13 protein-coding genes are annotated in these 17,784 nt (G+C 55.6%); 8 read left to right on the top strand and 5 right to left on the bottom strand.

What is annotated here, in order from left to right; genetic code table 11:
- The first annotated feature begins 40 nt into the window (after window positions 1-40).
- Together glnE and ACJJIF_RS12860 are read left to right on the top strand one after the other, a co-directional pair.
- A complete protein-coding gene (gene glnE, locus ACJJIF_RS12865) occupies window positions 41-2,884 on the top strand; it encodes a bifunctional [glutamate--ammonia ligase]-adenylyl-L-tyrosine phosphorylase/[glutamate--ammonia-ligase] adenylyltransferase (RefSeq protein WP_444928752.1) in 2,844 nt (947 codons plus the stop codon).
- A 59-nt stretch (window positions 2,885-2,943) separates the two neighbouring features.
- Window positions 2,944-3,897 (top strand): branched-chain amino acid transaminase, encoded by a 954-nt coding sequence (locus ACJJIF_RS12860; RefSeq protein WP_444928751.1) that lies wholly within the window; start codon window positions 2,944-2,946, stop codon window positions 3,895-3,897.
- A 56-nt stretch (window positions 3,898-3,953) separates the two neighbouring features.
- Here the strand turns inward: ACJJIF_RS12860 and ACJJIF_RS12855 are convergent, their stop codons facing one another.
- Window positions 3,954-5,297, bottom strand: a complete 1,344-nt coding sequence (locus ACJJIF_RS12855) for a UDP-glucose dehydrogenase family protein (protein WP_444928750.1) — start codon at window positions 5,295-5,297, stop codon at window positions 3,954-3,956.
- Window positions 5,298-5,315: 18 nt separating this feature from the next.
- Window positions 5,316-6,599 carry an O-antigen ligase family protein gene (locus tag ACJJIF_RS12850; protein WP_444928749.1) on the bottom strand — a complete coding sequence of 428 codons (1,284 nt, stop codon included), beginning with the start codon at window positions 6,597-6,599 and terminating at the stop codon, window positions 5,316-5,318.
- A 325-nt stretch (window positions 6,600-6,924) separates the two neighbouring features.
- Between ACJJIF_RS12850 and ACJJIF_RS12845 the strand changes: the two genes are divergently transcribed.
- Window positions 6,925-7,812: an ELM1/GtrOC1 family putative glycosyltransferase gene (locus ACJJIF_RS12845; RefSeq protein ID WP_444928748.1), complete on the top strand. Its 888-nt coding sequence runs from the start codon at window positions 6,925-6,927 to the stop codon at window positions 7,810-7,812.
- Here ACJJIF_RS12845 and ACJJIF_RS12840 read toward each other — a convergent pair.
- Together ACJJIF_RS12840 and ACJJIF_RS12835 are read right to left on the bottom strand one after the other, a co-directional pair.
- Window positions 7,809-8,474 (bottom strand): YrbL family protein, encoded by a 666-nt coding sequence (locus tag ACJJIF_RS12840; RefSeq protein ID WP_444928747.1) that lies wholly within the window; start codon window positions 8,472-8,474, stop codon window positions 7,809-7,811. The two genes, ACJJIF_RS12845 and ACJJIF_RS12840, sit on opposite strands and share 4 nt — an antisense overlap.
- Window positions 8,467-9,597 (bottom strand): glycosyltransferase family 4 protein, encoded by a 1,131-nt coding sequence (locus tag ACJJIF_RS12835; protein ID WP_444928746.1) that lies wholly within the window; start codon window positions 9,595-9,597, stop codon window positions 8,467-8,469. The genes ACJJIF_RS12840 and ACJJIF_RS12835 overlap by 8 nt, the downstream gene beginning before the upstream one ends.
- A 230-nt stretch (window positions 9,598-9,827) precedes the next feature.
- Here ACJJIF_RS12835 and ACJJIF_RS12830 point away from each other — a divergent pair, with 230 nt between their 5' ends.
- Both ACJJIF_RS12830 and waaA read left to right on the top strand, forming a co-directional pair.
- The gene (locus tag ACJJIF_RS12830; protein ID WP_444928745.1) at window positions 9,828-10,748 is read left to right on the top strand and encodes a glycosyltransferase family 2 protein; all 921 of its coding nucleotides are present in this window, start codon (window positions 9,828-9,830) and stop codon (window positions 10,746-10,748) included.
- A gap of 103 nt (window positions 10,749-10,851) precedes the next feature.
- Window positions 10,852-12,177 carry a lipid IV(A) 3-deoxy-D-manno-octulosonic acid transferase gene (gene waaA / locus ACJJIF_RS12825; protein WP_444928744.1) on the top strand — a complete coding sequence of 442 codons (1,326 nt, stop codon included), beginning with the start codon at window positions 10,852-10,854 and terminating at the stop codon, window positions 12,175-12,177.
- A 13-nt stretch (window positions 12,178-12,190) separates the two neighbouring features.
- Here the strand turns inward: waaA and ACJJIF_RS12820 are convergent, their stop codons facing one another.
- On the bottom strand, window positions 12,191-13,714 hold the full coding sequence (locus tag ACJJIF_RS12820) for a TolC family outer membrane protein (protein WP_444928743.1): 1,524 nt from the start codon (window positions 13,712-13,714) through the stop codon (window positions 12,191-12,193).
- Window positions 13,715-14,064: 350 nt separating this feature from the next.
- Here ACJJIF_RS12820 and ACJJIF_RS12815 point away from each other — a divergent pair, with 350 nt between their 5' ends.
- From ACJJIF_RS12815 to ACJJIF_RS12805, 3 genes are all read left to right on the top strand, one after another.
- Window positions 14,065-14,715 carry a paraquat-inducible protein A gene (locus ACJJIF_RS12815; RefSeq protein ID WP_444928742.1) on the top strand — a complete coding sequence of 217 codons (651 nt, stop codon included), beginning with the start codon at window positions 14,065-14,067 and terminating at the stop codon, window positions 14,713-14,715.
- Window positions 14,716-14,855: 140 nt separating this feature from the next.
- Entirely contained in the window at window positions 14,856-15,392 is a 537-nt protein-coding gene (locus ACJJIF_RS12810) for a paraquat-inducible protein A (RefSeq protein WP_444928741.1), read from the top strand.
- Complete coding sequence (locus tag ACJJIF_RS12805) at window positions 15,385-17,769, top strand: PqiB family protein (RefSeq protein WP_444928740.1); 2,385 nt, start codon at window positions 15,385-15,387, stop codon at window positions 17,767-17,769. Before ACJJIF_RS12810 ends, ACJJIF_RS12805 begins: the two co-directional genes overlap by 8 nt.
- Window positions 17,770-17,784 lie beyond the last annotated feature (15 nt).

Genomic DNA, 17,784 nt, shown 5'->3' with positions numbered 1-17,784 from the left:
CAGAACTACCCGCTGATATCAGCGCCAAGGATTGTCCCCCATGTTCGACCATATCCAGTGCCCAGCCCCCATTCGCAGCCAACTCCAGTCACTGTGGCGTGACTGGAGCGAGGGGGCAGAGGCCGCACTGGTGCTTGAGGTGGAGGGCTTGCTGGCAGATTTGTCCCTGGCGCAGGGCGTGGCCCGAAGCTTTATGGGGTCAGAGTTTTTTTATCAGCAGTGCTGTCGCCGCCCCGAGCTGTTGCGCGATCTGTTACTCAACCGGGACCTGGGCCTCGCCCTGCCGGCCATCGAGAGCGATGAGGCGCTGGATCTGCAATTGCGTCTGCTGCGCAACCGGGCAACGGCTGAAGTGATATTTCGCGATTTTGCCGGGCAGTGGGAGATCCCCCGGGTATGTCTGCGCCTGAGCGAGTTGGCGGAGTTGTCTATTCGCACCGCGATGCACTGGCACCACGGGAAGCTGGTCGAACGCTATGGCGAGCCCCGCAGTAGAGCGGGCGAGGCCCAGTCGATGGTGGTGTTGGGGATGGGCAAACTGGGTGCCGGCGAACTCAATCTCTCCTCGGATATCGACCTGATTTTTGCCTACCCCGAGCCCGGTTATACCGATGGTGACAAGAGCCTAGAGAATCAGCAGTTCTTCCAAAAGCTGGGGCAGCGCCTGATTAAGTCCCTCGATGCGATAAATTCTGACGGCTTTGTGTTCCGCGTGGATATGCGGCTGCGCCCCTACGGAGACAGCGGCCCCCTGGTGAGCCACTTTGCGGCGCTGGAGGATTACTACCAGACCCAGGGGCGAGAATGGGAGCGCTACGCCATGGTAAAGGCGCGCCCGGTTGCCGGCGGGGAGGCGTTTGCCGAGGAATTGATGGAGCTGTTGCGCCCATTTACCTATCGCCGCTATATCGACTTTAGTGCTATTGACGCTTTGCGTGAAATGAAGGCACTGATACAGCGCCAGGTGCGCGCGCGGGGCCTGACGGACAATATTAAACTCGGCCGGGGTGGCATTCGCGAATTGGAGTTTATCGCCCAGGCCTTCCAGTTAATTCGCGGCGGGCGCGAGCCGGCTCTGCGCGAGCGCAGCCTGCTCAAGCTGTTGCCCCTGCTGGAGCGCGACGGCCATGTCGAGCCGGGTGTCGCGGGGAAATTGACGGACTGTTACCTGCTGCTGCGGAGAGTTGAGCACGCTCTTCAAGCTTACCGGGATCAACAGACCCAGGCACTGCCGCCAGAGGCGGAGGCCAGGGAAAAGTTGGCATTTGCCCTGGGGCGCGATAACTGGGCGCAGCTGGAACGTGAGTTGATCGCGGTCCGCGCGCTGGTCGAGCGGGAGTTCGATACGGTGATAGCGCCGCCGGAGGAGCTGGCCACCCCCAGTGTGGCCGAGGAGTGGCAGGGGCTGTGGGCAAGCTGCGGCGATGAAGCTGCGAATGAAGAGAATTTACACTGTTTGGCCGGTGCGGGTTTTCTTCCGCAGCAGCAGGCGCTCGAGCATTTAAAAGAGCTGTGCCAATCGGCCATGGTAGTAGCGCTGCCGGCCTCTTCGCGCGCGCGCCTGGATCAGTTTATGCCCACGTTACTGGCGGCAGCGGGGTTGCAGGATGATCCCCTACTAGTACTCACCCGTGTTTTGCCACTGGTGCGCTCAGTGTTGCGCCGCAGTGCCTATCTCGTCCTGATTAATGAAAACCCCCCGGTACTCAACCAGCTGGTGCGCCTTTGCAGTGCCAGCCCGTGGATTGCCGAGCAACTGGCCCGCCACCCTATTTTGCTGGATGAATTACTGGATTCCCGCCGCTTATTGGCACCGGCTACCGCAGCAGATATCGCCAATGAATTGCGCCTCGAGTTGTTGCGGATCGATCCGGAAGATCTGGAGTTACAAATGGAGGCGCTGCGTTATTTTAAGCAGAGCCAGAGTCTGCGTATTGCCGCTCAAGAGGTCAGCGGCGCCCTGCCACTGATGAAGGTCAGTGACTCCCTCACTTGGCTGGCGGAGGCGATCTTGCAACAGTCGCTGCAACTCGCCTGGGCGCAGATGGTGGATAAATACGGCGTGCCGGCGGGAGCCTCGGCAGAGGATATGCGCTTTGCCATTATCGCCTATGGAAAGCTGGGTGGATTGGAGCTGGGCCACGGTTCCGATTTGGATATCGTTTTTGTACACGATGCGGAGGCGATGCAGGTTACCGACGGCAAAACCAGCATTGATAACCTGAGCTTTTTTACCCGTTTGGCACAGCGACTTATCCACATATTGCAGACCCGCACGCTGAGCGGCCCCCTGTACGAAGTGGATACAAGGCTGCGGCCCTCCGGTAATTCCGGGCTCTTGGTGACCTCCATGGCGGCCTTTGACAAGTACCAGCGGGAGAGTGCCTGGACTTGGGAGCATCAGGCGCTGGTGCGGGCCCGCCCGGTTGCCGGCAGCACCCGGCTCAGCGAGTCGTTTCAACAGTTGCGTACGAAATTGCTTTGCCAGTCGCGAAAGAGCGATAAATTGCGCGATGAGGTGGTGGAAATGCGCAATAAAATGCGTGCGCATCTGGATAAGAGCAACGATAAAAAGTTTGACCTCAAGCACGGCGAGGGCGGTATTGTCGATATTGAATTTATGGTTCAATATGCGGCTCTGGCCTGGGCAAAAACTTCGCCCTCGATCGTGCGGTATACCGATAATATCCGCATACTCGAAAGTCTTATTGACGCGGGCCTGATGCCGGCCCAACAAGCCGGACATCTGATCGATGCCTACAAAGCTTACCGATCTGAAGGTCATCGCCTGGCACTACAACAACGGCCAGGGATTGTGAGCGATGACCACTTCACAGCGGAAAGAAAGACCGTTCAAACAAACTGGCAGCAATTACTCGGTTAAAACTGAGCCTCTAGCCGCTGCCCGATTAAACTGTTTTTCAGGATTTGTAGGAGTTACCCATGTCTTTTGCCGACCGCGACGGCGTTATCTGGTTTGATGGTGAATTGGTTCCCTGGCGCGACGCCCGGGTACACGTGCTCACTCACACTCTGCACTATGGAATGGGGGTGTTTGAAGGGGTACGCGCTTATGAGACCGGCGATGGCACCAGTATTTTTCGTTTGCAGGAGCACACCCGCCGGCTGTTTCGCTCTGCGAAAATAATGAATATCCCCATGCCTTACAGCGCCGATGAGCTGAATGAAGCTCAGCGCTTGGTGGTGCGCGAGAACAATTTGCGTCAGGCCTATCTGCGGCCAATGGTATTTTACGGGTCAGAGGGAATGGGACTGCGTGCGGACAACCTGACCACTCACGTGATAGTCGCCTCCTGGGAGTGGCCCAGCTATATGAGCCCTGAGGCTCTGGAGCAGGGGATCAAGGTGAATACCTCCTCGTATACCCGGCACCATGTGAATATCAGCATGTGTAAAGCCAAGGCCAACGGCAACTATATAAATTCGATGCTGGCGCTACAGGAAGCGGTGCGCAATGGTTGCGAAGAGGCGTTGCTGCTGGACCCGGAGGGATATGTAGCCGAGGGGAGCGGTGAGAATATTTTTGTGGTGAGCGATGGGATTATCTATACCCCTGAGTTGACCTCCTGCCTGGATGGTATTACCCGCGATACGGTTATTGAGTTGGCGCGGGAGTGTGGCTATCGGGTTGTGGAGAAGCGTATAACCCGGGATGAGGTCTATATCGCCGATGAGGCCTTCTTTACCGGTACGGCAGCGGAAGTATTGCCGATTAGTGAATTGGATGGGCGCGCTATCGGCAGTGGGCGTCGCGGCCCTATTACCCGGCGTTTGCAAAATCTCTATTTTGATGTGGTACAGGGGCGCAGTGCCGCACACCGGGGCTGGCTCAGTGATGTGGCCGGCCAGACAGAGATGAAAATGCGCATAGCGTGATCGAAACAATAAAAAACCCGGCATCTGCCGGGTTTTTTATTTTGAGCGCGATTGGTTTAGTGGGCGCGGGTGGTATCCGGGCGTCCTACGCAGTAGTAATCAAAGCCGGCCTCGCGCATCTCTTCGGGCTCATACTGGTTGCGCCCGTCAAAGACCACCGGGGCACTGAGAGCGCTGCTGACTTCATCGACATCGAGAGATTTAAACTGCTGCCACTCGGTGGCGACAATCAGGGCATCGGCGCCCTGTAAGGCCTCTGTTTTGGAGTCGCACAAGACCAGGTCTTCGCGATCGCCAAAAATGCGCTGGCACTCCTCTATTGCCTCGGGGTCAAAGGCCCGCACCTTCGCTCCCTGCTCCCACAGGCGTGCCAACAGTACCCGGCTGGGCGCTTCGCGCATATCGTCCGTATTGGGTTTAAAAGACAGGCCCCAAAGTGCGAAAGTCTTGCCCTGAATATCTCCGTTGAAGTGGTTCAGGATTTTTTCCACGAGGTAGTGCTTCTGGCGCTCGTTGCGGGACTCCACAGCGGCGAGAATATCTGCTGCAATACCCAGCTGTTGTGCCGAGGAGATCAGGGCTTTCACGTCTTTCGGGAAGCAGGAGCCACCGTAGCCGATACCGGCGTAAATAAACTGATAGCCAACTCGCGGATCTGAACCGATGCCGGCCCGCACCGCTTCGATATCGGCGCCCACCTTATCGGCAATATTGGCCATTTCATTCATAAAGCTGATTTTGGTTGCCAGCATACAGTTGGCGGCGTACTTGGTCAGCTCCGCACTCTTAACATCCATCACCAGGATTTTTTCGTGATTGCGGTTAAATGGCGCGTAGAGGTGGCGCAGTTTCTGCTCTGATTCTGCTTCGGAGGTGCCGATAATAATTCGGTCCGGGCGCATACAGTCATTGAGCGCCGATCCCTCTTTGAGGAATTCGGGGTTGGAAATAATATCGAATGGCAGATCAGTTCTGTCTCGCTTGGCCAGCTCTTCCCCAACGGCGGCCCGCACCTTATCAGCAGTGCCCACCGGTACTGTGGATTTGTTGATAATGTATTTTTTAGATTCCATGTGTTTGGCAATAGTTCTTGCAACTGTCAACACATGGCGAAGGTCCGCCGAGCCATCTTCATCGGGGGGAGTACCCACGGCGATAAAAATCAATTCCCCGTGCTCTACGCCGAAGGCGGCATCGATTGAAAATGACAGGTTGCCGCTGGTGATACTGTTTTTCACCATGGGCTCCAGGCCGGGCTCATAGATAGGGATAATGCCCTGCTTGAGGCGGTCGATTTTGTCCGAGTCTATATCGATACAAACTACTTTATTGCCAGCTTCAGCCAAGACTGCTGCTTGCACCAGGCCCACATAGCCGGTGCCAAATACGGTTACATTCATCAGTGTGACTCTTATCTCTTAGCGGTTACTGTTTTGAGGGTTACTTGCCGGGGGCATCTCGCCTTGGCTTAAGCTCTGGTTTTCGAGGCTACTTCGCGCCAGCAGAATAGCCAGGGGAATCCAGTAGAAGAACCAAATATAATTGGGTTTCACCAAAGGCTGCTGTGAATAGACCAGCATGGCCAACACACCGAACAAGAACCAGATGAAGTACAGACCGGGAATCCAGCTCAGAAGTTTCTCTTTGGATCTCACCGTCCACAGAGCTGCCAGTCCCTGCCAGGCACAAGCTGCCAGTCCCAGTAGCCCACTGAAGCGCGCGATATCCAGCAGGAAGTTATGCGGGTGCGGCACCATCCTGTTGAGTTCAATAAACTTCTTGTGTACCAGCCCCTGACCAAACAAGGGGGATTGCAGGAACTCTGCAAAGGTCTTCTGCCAGAGAGTCAGGCGAACGGAATAGGCACCACCCCGGTGTAGCAGGGGCAGGTCACCATACAGGGCAAAATAGGCCAGTGGCAGTACGCAAATGATGGCGACAACCACTAAAATTTTCAGCAGCCGCGAAAGGTTGCCGAACACGACCAAGAAGATTGAGAAGCCCGCCATAACAATAGGGACTTTGGTTTGCGACAACACTATATAGATACAGGAGGTGAGTAACCCCGCTCCCGATAGCCAGCGCCATATACGCGGCTTTTGGTAGAGGCCGTAGCAACAGAATAGGGCGTGGAAGCCAAATAGCATTCCTGTTTTATCAATATTGCCTTCGAGGGAGATACCACCAATCCGGCGCAGGTCCTGAAAACCGCCATCGAGCCAGTAAGCCGTTAGTGAGGCAATACCGGAGAGCAGGCCAATCACAATCAGTGCGAGTAATAGCTGGTGGAGAATGGCGTCGCCATACTGCTCCAATAGGAAGAATATCGCACAGTAAAACAGGGCCAGGTATACCACTAGCTTCCAGTAGTAATCTGACGGCTTATAAACATCGGCGCTATCTGGTGATGCCCACAGAGTCGATAGCGCCAGCATAACTGGCAGGCTGCAAAAAGTAATAAATTGCCAGGAAGTGAGCAGCTGGTAGTTTCTGCGCCACACCAAGAGTAAGAGCGCAGAGGGGAGCAGTGTCAGGTAGAAGCTGGTTTGTACCCCTGAAATTTTCGGGAAAACATAGTAGCCACATACCAGCAGCAACAATCCCAGAAAGGCCCATTTGAGCAATCCTGAAATCCATAGTGAGTTTTGCTGGCGGTAAACGGGCTGGGAGAGCTTGTTTAGGGGACTTCCAAATTCAGACATAGGTGCAACTGTCGGCCATGTAGAAAAGATTGTCTCAAGAGTGCGGAAATAGGTTGTAGGGGAGGGTACTATATAAAAGTCTGTTGTCCATGGGCGCTCAATTTTTGCTTTTTGGTGATACTTGTGGGGCTTTACACAAAGTGAAAGCGGACCCTGTTGGGGCTGAGCGCTTTAACGAGCCTCCTGCTATATGGGTTTGTGGAGCCCTGTCGAGGTAAGCGGGCCAGTATACTGGAGCTCCCATGGCCTTGCCACGCTAGCCGCACCGCTGAGTGCTAGGTACACTCGCCACCTCCCCGCTGTTTGAGTAGTTTAGGATTCTATCTTGCAACTGACTGTTTGGTGTTTTTTAGATGGCAATCGGGCCCATGAAAAGCAGAGTGCGGCTTTGGTTGAAGGGCTGCGCCGGCGCTATGCCGGAGAGGTACAGGCTTTTGAGATACCGCCGGAGTACACCGCCCGCCGCATTGCCCTAAAGCGGGCAGAGATGCTCGAGGGGCTGCCCGCCCCGGATTTTTTGATTGGCACCGGCCGCCGCAGTCGCCTTCCTATGTTGTCCGCCCGCCATCGGTTTGGCGGCCGCACAGTGGCTATTAACCGCCCTCAGTTGCCCTATCGCTGGTTTGATTTTGCCATTGTGCCGGAACACGATCGCCCCCCGCCCCTGGCCAATGTGATTGTGAGTCAGGGCGCGCTGACTGAACCCCTTAAGGGCGATGGGCTACAAGCCGGCAAGGGACTTATTTTATTGGGGGGCCCCAGTAAGCATTACCGCTGGGACCCGGACTCAATCCGCGATCAGGTTGAAGACTTAGTGGCTCAGCCTTTGCGCTGGTGCATTTCCGATAGTCGGCGAACGCCACCGGGCACCATGGCGCAGTTGGAAAAAAGTGGCGCAGAGCTGATTGATTGGCGCTCCTGCCCGGTGGGTTGGCTGCAAGAACAGCTGTCACAAGCGGAGAGAATCTGGGTTACTGAGGACAGCATCTCGATGCTTTTTGAGTCGCTGCAAAGTCGGGCGCAGGTGGGCGTTATCCGGGTACCGAGCCGCAGCCGCTCCAATAAGGTGCGTTCAGCGGTTCTGCGGCTTTTGGATCAGGGCTCGATCAGCGAGCAGTTTGAGCTGAAAGAGGGGGGGGAGCGTCAACCCCTGGATCAGTATCTGCTGTGTGCTCAGGCACTGTTGCGCCGCTCGGGGCTGCCAAGTCGCTAGCGCTTGAGCCCCTCGGCCTCAAATTTTCGCCAGGGGATTTCCTTGTCGGAGATCTCCCACTCGACCCTCAGCCACATACGCTCAATGCGGCGGTGGATATAGCGCTTTGCGAAGTAGCTGGAAACCTTGGGCAGAGGCAGGAAAGAAGCGCAGCCCAGCCCATCGATCAGATAGACTTGTAGCTCGCCCTGCTCTTCCCGCAGGACCAGATTGTGAGCAATCAGGTTCTTGGTGAGCACTTCATATTCGAGCAGCCACTGGGAAAAGCGCTGTAGAGATGCGCGTATCTCGTCATTGAGACCGTGTTGGTTGAGGTATTGGCGCAGGGTTGGCGCTGGTTTGCCATCGCTGTCGAGGATCATATCGGTGACGGCGGCGGGGCCGAGGCTGGTGTCCTGTATTCCGTACCAGCGGGGGAGATGCTGCCAGAGTCCACTTCGATTAGCGGCTATCGCCCGCTGGCTATAGCCCTCTTGCTCGCGAAGATTGTCATCAAAATAGGACTCCCCCCGCCAAGTCTTATACCAGGGCGCGCGCCCCAATAGTTCTGCGGTCCGCCCGGGCCGCATGACCTTGACACAAATTTCCGCTTGTTCCGGATGTCGGTAGCAAAAGCGATTGCCTCCACTGGCAAACGGCTCGCTCTGGCTTAAATCAATCACTCGGGCTGGCTCCGGTACGCTCTGAGAGTAGGCTTTTGTAGATTTCAAGGGTGTGTTCGGCCTGTCTTCCCAAGGTGAAGTCGGTAGATAGGTGGGGCTTTTGTTCCGGGCTGTCGAGCAGCTCTTGAGTGCGCGCAAATAAAGCTTTTGAATCATTGATATCCACTAGCCCTTGGGGGAAGCAGGCGCGCAGTGATTCGGCCGGGCCCCCAATGTTATAACCGATGATCGGTGTGCCCATCGCGGCGGACTCTATAACGGTTCTGCCAAACGGCTCGGGTCGACGTGATAGGTTATACACCAAACTGGAGGCACTGTACCAGTGGCGGATATCACTGCGGTGGCCCACTAATGTGACGTGGTTCTCAAGCTTTAGCGCGCGAATTTTTTGCGCTAGTTCATCGGCATAGTGCTGCTTGTTCTTCTCCGCCCCGCCGAGAATGATGCCGTGGATATCGTTGCGGCACTCGGCCAATTGATGGATCAGGTCGATAAAGTCCTCCTGCCCCTTCCAGCGTGTCAGGCGCCCCGGCAGCAGTAGCCAGCGCTTGCCGGCGAGTTGGGGGAACTCCCGGTGTATTTGTTGGTACCAAGATTCCGGTGGCCGGCGCGCGGGATTGAACTCGTCGGTATCGACTCCCCGGTAGACGATTTGCGGGGGCCGCTGTAAATACTCCGCGTAATTTTCCAGTAAGTAGTTATTTACACACCCGGAAATAGCGATCACCTGTTCGGTTTTCGCCATAATCGCACTGTAGCGGTTGATGGAGTAAAGACCGTGAGCGGTGCTGACGAGACGGGGGCGCTCGGCTGGGGCTAGGTTGCGCCAGGCCAGGTAGGTTAGCCAGGCGGGCACCCTGGAGCGCACGTGGAGGATATCGGGTTTTTCGCGGGCAATAAGCTCCCGAAGCGGCCGGACCTGCAACAGACTGAGGAGCGATTTCTTGTGGATTGGCAGCTCAATATGGGTTGAGCCCTCCGCTTTGAGCTGCTCGACCATGCTTCCCCCGCTGGAGACAACGACTGATTGGTGACCGCCTGCCACCAGGAAGCGAGCGAGATCAAGGGTTCCCCTCTCGACTCCCCCAGAGTTTAGAGCGGGCAGAAGTTGCATAATTTTCATGGGGAGAGATACCAGCGGTTATAGCGTTTGTTCTTTAAATTAATTTGGATAACAGATTGCGTATTAGCGGGAAAGGTCGGGCAAAAGCGGGTGGTGTGGAGCATAGATGCCCTGATAAAACATTTGGCAAAAGTGATATTATAGACAGGTCATTCTTAAGGGTATAGGCTGATTCCCTCTTATATCCAGCCCGTATTCGATTTGTACCTGGCCGTTATCTGGAGTTTACCTTGCACCCCTTGTTAGTGATCTGTATTTGTACTTATCAGCGACCGGAGCGGCTTCGCAGAGCCCTGCAAAGCCTGGCCAAACTCCAATTACCGCCGGATTTAAATGTGGCGGCACTGGTTGTCGATAACGATTCGGACGCTCAGGCGGGTAGGGCTGTGGTAGAGGAGCTGTCGGCGAGCTTTCCCTTCCCCCTCCACTGCGCGGTTGAAGAGCGCCGCGGAATCCCCTGTGCGCGCAACCGCTGTATCGATGAACTGAACACTAGGGAAGCAGACTACCTGGTGTTCATCGATGATGATGAATGGGTGGAGTCCGATTGGTTAACGGAGCTCTACACCTATTCGCAAGAGCTGGGGGGCAACCGCGTAGTTTGTGGCAGTGTTGTTCGTCGTTGGCCCGACACTGTACCGGCCTATTATTCACAGATTTTTTATCGACAGAAGCGTAAAACTGGCGAAGAGCTCAACTATTGTGCGACCAGCAACGTACTAATACCGATGGACAGTATTCGCTCATTGGGTTTGAGGTTTAATGAGCGAGATCCCCTCGGTGCCGGTACCGATGTGATTTTTTTCACAGAATTTAAGGCAAAGGGCGGAAAAATCGTCTATTGCCTGGAAGCTAGGGTCTATGAGTCTGTACCGGAGAGCCGCGCCAATATGCGCTGGCTATCGCGTAGAAAATTTTCTGCCGGTATTACCCTGGCAAAGCACAAGCTTGCCAAGGGGCGCGGCCACGCCAGCATCTTTGTCTCTGCGCTGGGGCAATTGCTGATCTCTGGTATCGGCTGTATTTTGGGCTTGATCGTCGGCGGTAAGCGCCTGGCGTCGGGCCCCTGGCTGCGCGCCTGTCGCTCTGCGGGTATGGCCTGTGGTGTCTTTGGGGTGCGCTCGGAGTTTTATCGGGTGGTGGATCACTAATATTTTGCCACTGCCACTGCGCGGGTGTTTTCCCTAGAAGAGATAACCGTCATCATAGCGCCTTCCCCGATGACAAAATTGATCTTTTGGTGACGCCCGCTTCATGCAAACACTGTACTCCTGGCTCTTTCGCCTGTTTTTACCTGTAATTCTGTTGCGCCTCTGGTGGCGAGGGCGTAGTCAGCCCGCCTATCGGCAGCGCTTGCGGGAGCGCTTGGGGCAGGTACCTAAAAGGCACAGCCGGGCACCATTAATCTGGGTTCACTCCGTTTCTGTGGGTGAGACCCTGGCAGCCGTACCGGTGATCTCCAAGCTGGCGGCCCGCCACACCGATTGGCAGTGGCTGGTGACGACGACAACCCCGACGGGGTCTGAGCGTGTACAGGAAGCCCTAGAGCCCGTTCTGGGTGGCCGCTTACTTCATTACTATCTGCCCTATGACCTGCCCGAATGCCTGGCGCCATTTCTCAATGCGCTCAGCCCCAGTGCGCTGGTGATTGTAGAAACGGAGCTCTGGCCCAACTTGCTCAAGCTCTGTGCCAGCAGAAATATCCCCACCCTATTGGCCAATGCGCGCTTGAGTGAGAAGTCTGCGCGGGGTTACGGGCGCTTTCCCGCTTTGAGCCGGGGGATGTTGAGCAACCTGGAGCGTGTCGTGGCGCAATACCCCGCCGATATGCAGAGGTTTATCGATTTGGGTTTGCCGGCGGAGAGAGTCGTGGCCAACGGCAATATCAAGTTTGATCTCAGTATTGATCTGGGGTTGGCCAGTGAAGCCCAGGTGCTGGCGCACCAGTGGCGGGGGAAGTCCTCCCGGCCTATATGGTTGGCGGCGAGTACCCATGTGGGGGAGGATGAGATTGTCCTAGAGGCCTTCTCCATTCTGAAGAGAGAATTCAGCGACCTATTGCTGGTACTGGTGCCCCGGCACCCGCAGCGCTTTGATGGCGTTGCACGCCTGTGCCGGGAGCGGGGGTTTAGCTTGGTGCGCAGGAGTAAAGGCAGCGCGATCCAAGCCACTGATGAGATTCTTTTGGGCGATACCATGGGGGAGTTACTGCGCTTTTATGGTGCCTGTGATATCGCCTTTGTGGGGGGCAGCCTGGTTTCTGTCGGCGGGCATAATATGATCGAGCCCGCCGCCTGGGGGGTACCGGTTATTTCCGGCCCCCACCTGCATAACTTCGCCACGGTATCCCACTTGCTGCAAGAGGCTGGGGCTATGGCGGTAGTCGACGGTAGTGAGTCAATGGCTTCACAGGTTCAGGTTTGGCTGGAAGATGTGGGGCAGAGAAAGGCCGCCGGGAAAAGAGGACAGCAGGTGGCAGCAGAAAACAGTGGTGCCTTGCAGCGCTTAATGGGCGAAGTGGAAAGTTTAGTGCTGCAAAATGAGGCCCAGAGAGAGGATAAAAATCCTGCTCTCTGGTGACTACAGCCCCCGTTTACTTGGACGGGGCTGGCAGGCTGGTTGTAGCGGATTCAGACACCCGGGCTACATTGCTTGCGGGGTTTAGCATGCTGTCTAAGTCCTGGAGATCTTTGGGGGAGAGCAATCCCGCCGTCTGCTTCAAACTCAGTGAATTGAGGATGTAATCGTAAAGCGCATTGGCGTAATCGGTTTGCGCCTGGAACAGGGTGCGCTGTGCCAGCAATACATCGACAATATTGCGAGTGCCCACTTCATATCCCGCTTGAGTGGCATCCAGTGCGCTTTTGGCTGAAACAACCGCCTGTTCGCGGGCGGAGACCCGGGATACATCGGTAACGACCGCGCGGTGTAGAGTGCGGGTGGTTTGGATGGTGTTTCGCTCTGTCAGGGTACTCAGGTCCTGGGCCTGGAAGGCCAGGTTGCGGGCCTGGCGGCGGTTGGCGCTGAGCAGGCCACCGGTGAAGAGGGGCACAGATACCGTCACCGAGGCCGATGATTCCCAGTTCTCAGCATCTTCGGGGAAGCTGGTGAGCTGGGTCCCCGAGGTGTCGAATGTTCGGGCCTTTTCCTCCCCCCTGCTCGTGGCTTTCGAGTAAGCGAGAGTACCGGTGACGGTGGGGAGGTGCTCGCTGGCCGCCGAGCGGGCACTGTAACGGGCGGCATCCGCGCCGAGTCGGGCCGCTTTTAAGGTGTAGTTATTGGCCAGGGCAAACTCAACCCAGTCAGCGCGATCGGCGGGAACCGGCGGCGTTACCTGGAAGTCGGCAACCAGAGGGGCGAGCTCGGCGTGATAACCACCGGTCAGTACTGACAGGGCGTCAAAGTTACTGAGTAGGTCGTCCTGGGCGGTGAGGCGACGGGCAACAGAGCTGTCGTAAGCGGCCTGGGAGTCGTAGACGTCGGTAATGGCGGTGAGACCCACTTCAAAGCGCTGCTGTGTCTGTTCCAGCTGTTTGGCCAGGGCCTGCTCTTCGGCAATCGCAGCTTCGAGAACATCGTATGCGCGCAATACATCAAAATAGGCGGTGGCAACGCGAATCATCATGTCCTGCTGATTGGCACTGAACTCTGCCGTTGCCTGCTCAGTTAGCTTTTTGCCCTGCTGAAAGTCGAACCAGGCGGGTGCATCAAAAATAGCTTGATCGAGGCTGGCGCCGTAGCTTCTGTTTTGCACGGAGTTAGTGGTTCTGTATCTATAATCTACCGGCTGGATATCTTCCGGCTCTCCCTCTCCACTGACATCGACAAGCTGGAATGAGTTGCCGGAGGAATCAGTATGGCTTCTTTCGGCGGTGTAGCTGGCCGCCACCTGGGGAAGCAAGTAGGCGCGATACAGATTTTTGGACTCAATGCCCGCATGGTAAGTAGCGCGGTCGGCAGCCAACTCCGGGTCATTCTCCAGTGCCTGTGTATAGATATCCCACAGGGTGTCGGCTTGTGCCTGCATGGCGCCCAGGCCCAGCAGCGTAGCGGCGATTAGTTTTTTCAGTGGACGCAACTTGCGGCCTTGTGGCTCGGCGCGGTTACTTCTTTTCATCTATTTCGACTTCCTGTGGCGGGTAGGGTCTTCAAGCGTTGGCAAGTTATCTGGAGCTGCCGTTATGCAGTGGGGATATAGAGGCTCCAGCTTGCGGTTATTACTAATATTGCCAGTCTCCCCAGTAGCTGTCGCGAGAGTTTACCCGGGGGTAAACCGACCGTCGAGACGGCTTGCGGATTTTTGCTATATCTTCGTTAAACCGACGTCTACATGCGGTTATCGGTAATTTTTTGGCAATAATACAGGGCTCTTGAATAATGGTTGAGCGCCTATATTTCAATAGACGCACCTCATAAGCATTTGGATGCGGCAAATATTATGCAGAATAAGGCAAGGACTGAAAGCCCATGGACGCGGGGCGCAACGAGGTGCTGAGCGATTGGCAGAGGGCCTGCCATGAATGCGATCTGCTCCTGACCGGAGGGCTGGCCCCGCCGGGACAAAAGCTGGTTTGCCCCCGGTGTCGCTGTACTTTACACCGCAATGGCAATCACAGTATTTATTTCACGACAGCGCTCAGTCTCACCGGTCTTTTATTATTTATTCCCTCGGCCACTCTACCACTTTTGGATTTTTCCCTGTTCTCGTTTGGTGCAGAAAGCACTCTGCTAAATGGCGTTTACTCTCTTTTTAAAGCCGGGTTTATTTGGCTTTCTATACTGGTGCTATTTTGTAGTGTTTTGGCGCCAGTGGGGAAATTTGCCCTTTTGTTATTTATTTGTTGTGGCAGTGCCTGGGGGTGGCTAGATCGGCCAGTATCCAACGCTGTGCGTTTTTATCAGCATCTAAAAGAGTGGGGCATGCTCGATGTCTATATGCTCGGGATCTTGGTGGCCCTGGTTAAATTACAGGACCTGGGCCAGATGACGGTGGGAGCGGGTTTGTACTGTTTTGCGGCCACGATGCTATTGGCCAATCTATCCTCCCTGAGTTTTGATCAGGCGGCAATTTGGCAGCGCTTGGCCCAGCGCCGTGCGCACAAGGAATCAGTGTTGTGAGTGGCGTACCAGGTAAAGGGCTAAATAAGGGCTTAACCAGCTGTTTGTGTTGCCATCAGTTAATTATTTTACCGAGCGGGGGCCGCTGTCGCTGCCCTCGCTGCGGAGCTAGGGTACACGGGCGCATTGAGGGCAGTTTGATGTTGACCTGGGCCCTGACGATTACCGGTGCTCTACTGCTGCTGCCAGCCAATATTTTGCCAGTGATGACGGTCGTTTATCTGGGCGCCGGCGATCCCAGCACTATTATCAGTGGAGTAATGCAACTCTATGATAGCGGCATGTGGGGTATCGCCCTAATCGTGTTTATTGCCAGTATCGCAGTGCCGGTCATGAAATTGCTCGGCCTGGTATTACTGCTAATCCAAATTCAGTGGCGTGCTGCTTTTGATCCCATTCAGGCGATGAAAATTTACCGGGTGGTTTCCGGTATCGGGCGCTGGTCTCTGCTGGACCTATTTATGATTTCTATTTTGGTTTCGCTAGTGGATATGGGCTTTGTTGCCCAGGTAAGTGCCGGTGCGGGCGCCACAGCTTTTGCTTCTGTGGTGGTGGTCACTATGTTGGCAGCGCGGACCTTTGATCCCCGTTTAATCTGGGATGCGTATGATGGCGACTGCTCTAAGCCCGCAATAGTTGCCGAAACTGCACGGGGGAGTGCGGCGGAAAATGGCTGAGGATTCCCCCGCGCAAAATGCCAATGCAGAGGCGCGCCTGGATGGCGGCGCCCAGCGGGGGGAGGTGCGAAGCAGCAGGGGCTTACCCTTAGTGTGGATTCTGCCGTTAATCGCAGGGTTTATTGCGCTCTGGTTGCTCTATCAGGATATTTCCGAGGGCGATGTTAAGGCGACAATCCTTTTTCACTCCGGGGATGGCCTGGTGAAAGGGAAAACGGTGGTGAAATACTCGGGGGTCGATATCGGTGTGGTGCAGGATGTGCGCCTGGTGCCGAATGCCAAGGCGCTTAATGGCGCCGATGGTGTCTTAGCCGAGGTTAGCTTAAATCGCAGCGCAGAGTATTTACTGGTGGAGGGGACTGAATTTTGGGTTGTAAAACCTGAGCTTTCCATTACCGGTATTCGCGGTTTGGAAACGCTGCTGTCCGGTAATTATATTGCGGTTGAATCGGGTAGTGGAAAGCGCAAGCGGAACTTTGTCGCACTGGATCAGCCGCCCGCATTTATTCGAGGGGATGGTTTGCGGGTTGTTCTGCAATCCCATCGCCTGGGTTCTTTGAGCCGTGGATCGCCGGTATATTACCGGCAGCTGCGGGTGGGGCAGGTCGCAGATTACCGTTTGGATCGCGATGGAAATGAAGTGCGAATAGACGTATTTATTCGCCGTGAGTACGCCTATCTGCTTCATCGGGGCAGCCGTTTTTGGAATAGTTCGGGAGTATCTATTGAGGGGGGTATTAGCGGCATTAATATCAATTTGGAATCCCTCGCCGCACTATTTGCCGGAGGCGTCAGTTTTTATACCCCAGAAAATCAGCGCCAATCGCCACTCGCGGTCAATGGTAGCGAGTTCAAGTTGTACAAAAATTTTTCCGCAGCTGATGCGGGTATTCCAGTGACCCTCAATTTTGATCAGGGGGTCAATGTCACCCCGGAAACTACCAGGGTGTATTACCAGGGTATCCAGGTCGGGGAGGTTAGTGCGACTAAGGCAAACCGCTATTTAAATGGTATGGAAGTCACCGTCCTGATGGACCCGGCTATTGATGAGCTTCTCACTGAGAATACCCGCTTTTGGCTGGCTCCTCCGACCTTTGATTTGACTGGCGGACTCAATGATTTAATTCAGGGGAACCGTATCGAAGCGGATTTACGCAAAGGGCAGCGCTCACAGCGCACTTTTACTGCGCGAACCTCCGCGCCGCCCATGGACCCCCGTGTGCCGGGGTTACACCTGCGCCTCACTTCGCGCAATCTGGGATCTCTACAGCGAGGAGCCCCCGTTTACTTTCGCCGTATAGAAGTGGGAACCGTTCAGGGGATGGAGTTGCGTGGGGATGGCGAAGGGGTTGAGGTCTATGTGGTAATAGAGCCGCGTTATGCACACCTTGTGCAGAAGGGCGTTCGATTTTGGAATATTAGCGGATTGCGCGCCAGTGCCAGCCTGACTGAGGGCGTGGAAGTGGAAGCGGATTCACTGATATCGCTGCTGCGCGGCGGTGTTGCGTTTGGTATACGGCGGGAGGATCTTGGTAAAGGTGAGCCGGCGAAAAACGGCGATCAGTTTCCACTCTATCGCACCCGCGAAGCGGCGCTGGAGGAGGGGATACAGATCCAGATCAGCCTTGTCAGTGCCGAGGGCTTAAAGGTTGGAGCGCCTTTGCGCTACCGCGGGGTGCAAGTTGGAGAAATTACCCGCTTGAGGCTCGATCCCACTCTGGGAGAGGTATGGGCCAGGGCTAAGCTCTATCACAGAGGGGAGCAGTTTGCCCGGGCCGGAACCCGCATATGGGTGGTCTCTCCACAACTCGGTATCGACAAGATCGCCCACTTGGACACCTTGATTAGCGGGCGCTATTTGGCGCTTGAACCGGGATCTGGCGATCCGCAGCGCAAGTTTTACGCTTTAGCGCAGGCGCCGCGCGAGGACTTGGCGCAAACCTTAAGCCGCCCCGGGTTGGGGGTTATCCTCGACGCTGCCAGGCGGGGCTCATTGGTAGCGGGAAGTCCGGTTTATTACCGCCAAGTAAAAGTGGGGGAGGTTACCGGTTTTGCCCTGGGAGAGTATGCTGATCGAGTGTACATCTATGTTCATATTGAACCCCAATACCAGCCCCTGGTACGGGAGCACACGGTGTTTTGGAATGCCAGCGGTGTGGAGGTGACTTTTGGCTTGAAAAGCGGCCTTAATATCAATACGGAATCGGCCCAGGCGCTGTTGCAGGGGGGCATCGCGTTTGCTACGCCAGAAGCCCCCTTTATGGGATTTGAGGTGGAGTCGGGAAGTCATTTTCCCCTCTACCCAAAAGCCGATCCCAAGTGGTATACCTGGAGCCCCAAGATAGAACTTTACAGCACGGTTGAACCGGTAAAATAAGTACGGAAATGTAGG

The organism is Microbulbifer regidiadema (SeqCode), assembly GCF_052467605.1.
The sequence above is the reverse complement of the archived record's forward strand: the minus strand, read 5'-3'. Positions and strand labels throughout refer to the sequence as shown.

Excerpts from the sequence above, each read along its gene's own strand:
- ACJJIF_RS12820 (WP_444928743.1), bottom strand. The coding sequence starts at position 13,714 with ATGAAAAGAAGTAACCGCGCCGAGCCACAAGGCCGCAAGTTGCGTCCA.
- glnE (WP_444928752.1), top strand. The coding sequence starts at position 41 with ATGTTCGACCATATCCAGTGCCCAGCCCCCATTCGCAGCCAACTCCAG.
- ACJJIF_RS12855 (WP_444928750.1), bottom strand. The coding sequence starts at position 5,297 with ATGAATGTAACCGTATTTGGCACCGGCTATGTGGGCCTGGTGCAAGCA.
- ACJJIF_RS12815 (WP_444928742.1), top strand. The coding sequence starts at position 14,065 with ATGGACGCGGGGCGCAACGAGGTGCTGAGCGATTGGCAGAGGGCCTGC.
- ACJJIF_RS12835 (WP_444928746.1), bottom strand. The coding sequence starts at position 9,597 with ATGAAAATTATGCAACTTCTGCCCGCTCTAAACTCTGGGGGAGTCGAG.
- ACJJIF_RS12805 (WP_444928740.1), top strand. The coding sequence starts at position 15,385 with ATGGCTGAGGATTCCCCCGCGCAAAATGCCAATGCAGAGGCGCGCCTG.
- waaA (WP_444928744.1), top strand. The coding sequence starts at position 10,852 with ATGCAAACACTGTACTCCTGGCTCTTTCGCCTGTTTTTACCTGTAATT.
- ACJJIF_RS12850 (WP_444928749.1), bottom strand. The coding sequence starts at position 6,599 with ATGTCTGAATTTGGAAGTCCCCTAAACAAGCTCTCCCAGCCCGTTTAC.
- ACJJIF_RS12860 (WP_444928751.1), top strand. The coding sequence starts at position 2,944 with ATGTCTTTTGCCGACCGCGACGGCGTTATCTGGTTTGATGGTGAATTG.
- ACJJIF_RS12810 (WP_444928741.1), top strand. The coding sequence starts at position 14,856 with ATGTTGACCTGGGCCCTGACGATTACCGGTGCTCTACTGCTGCTGCCA.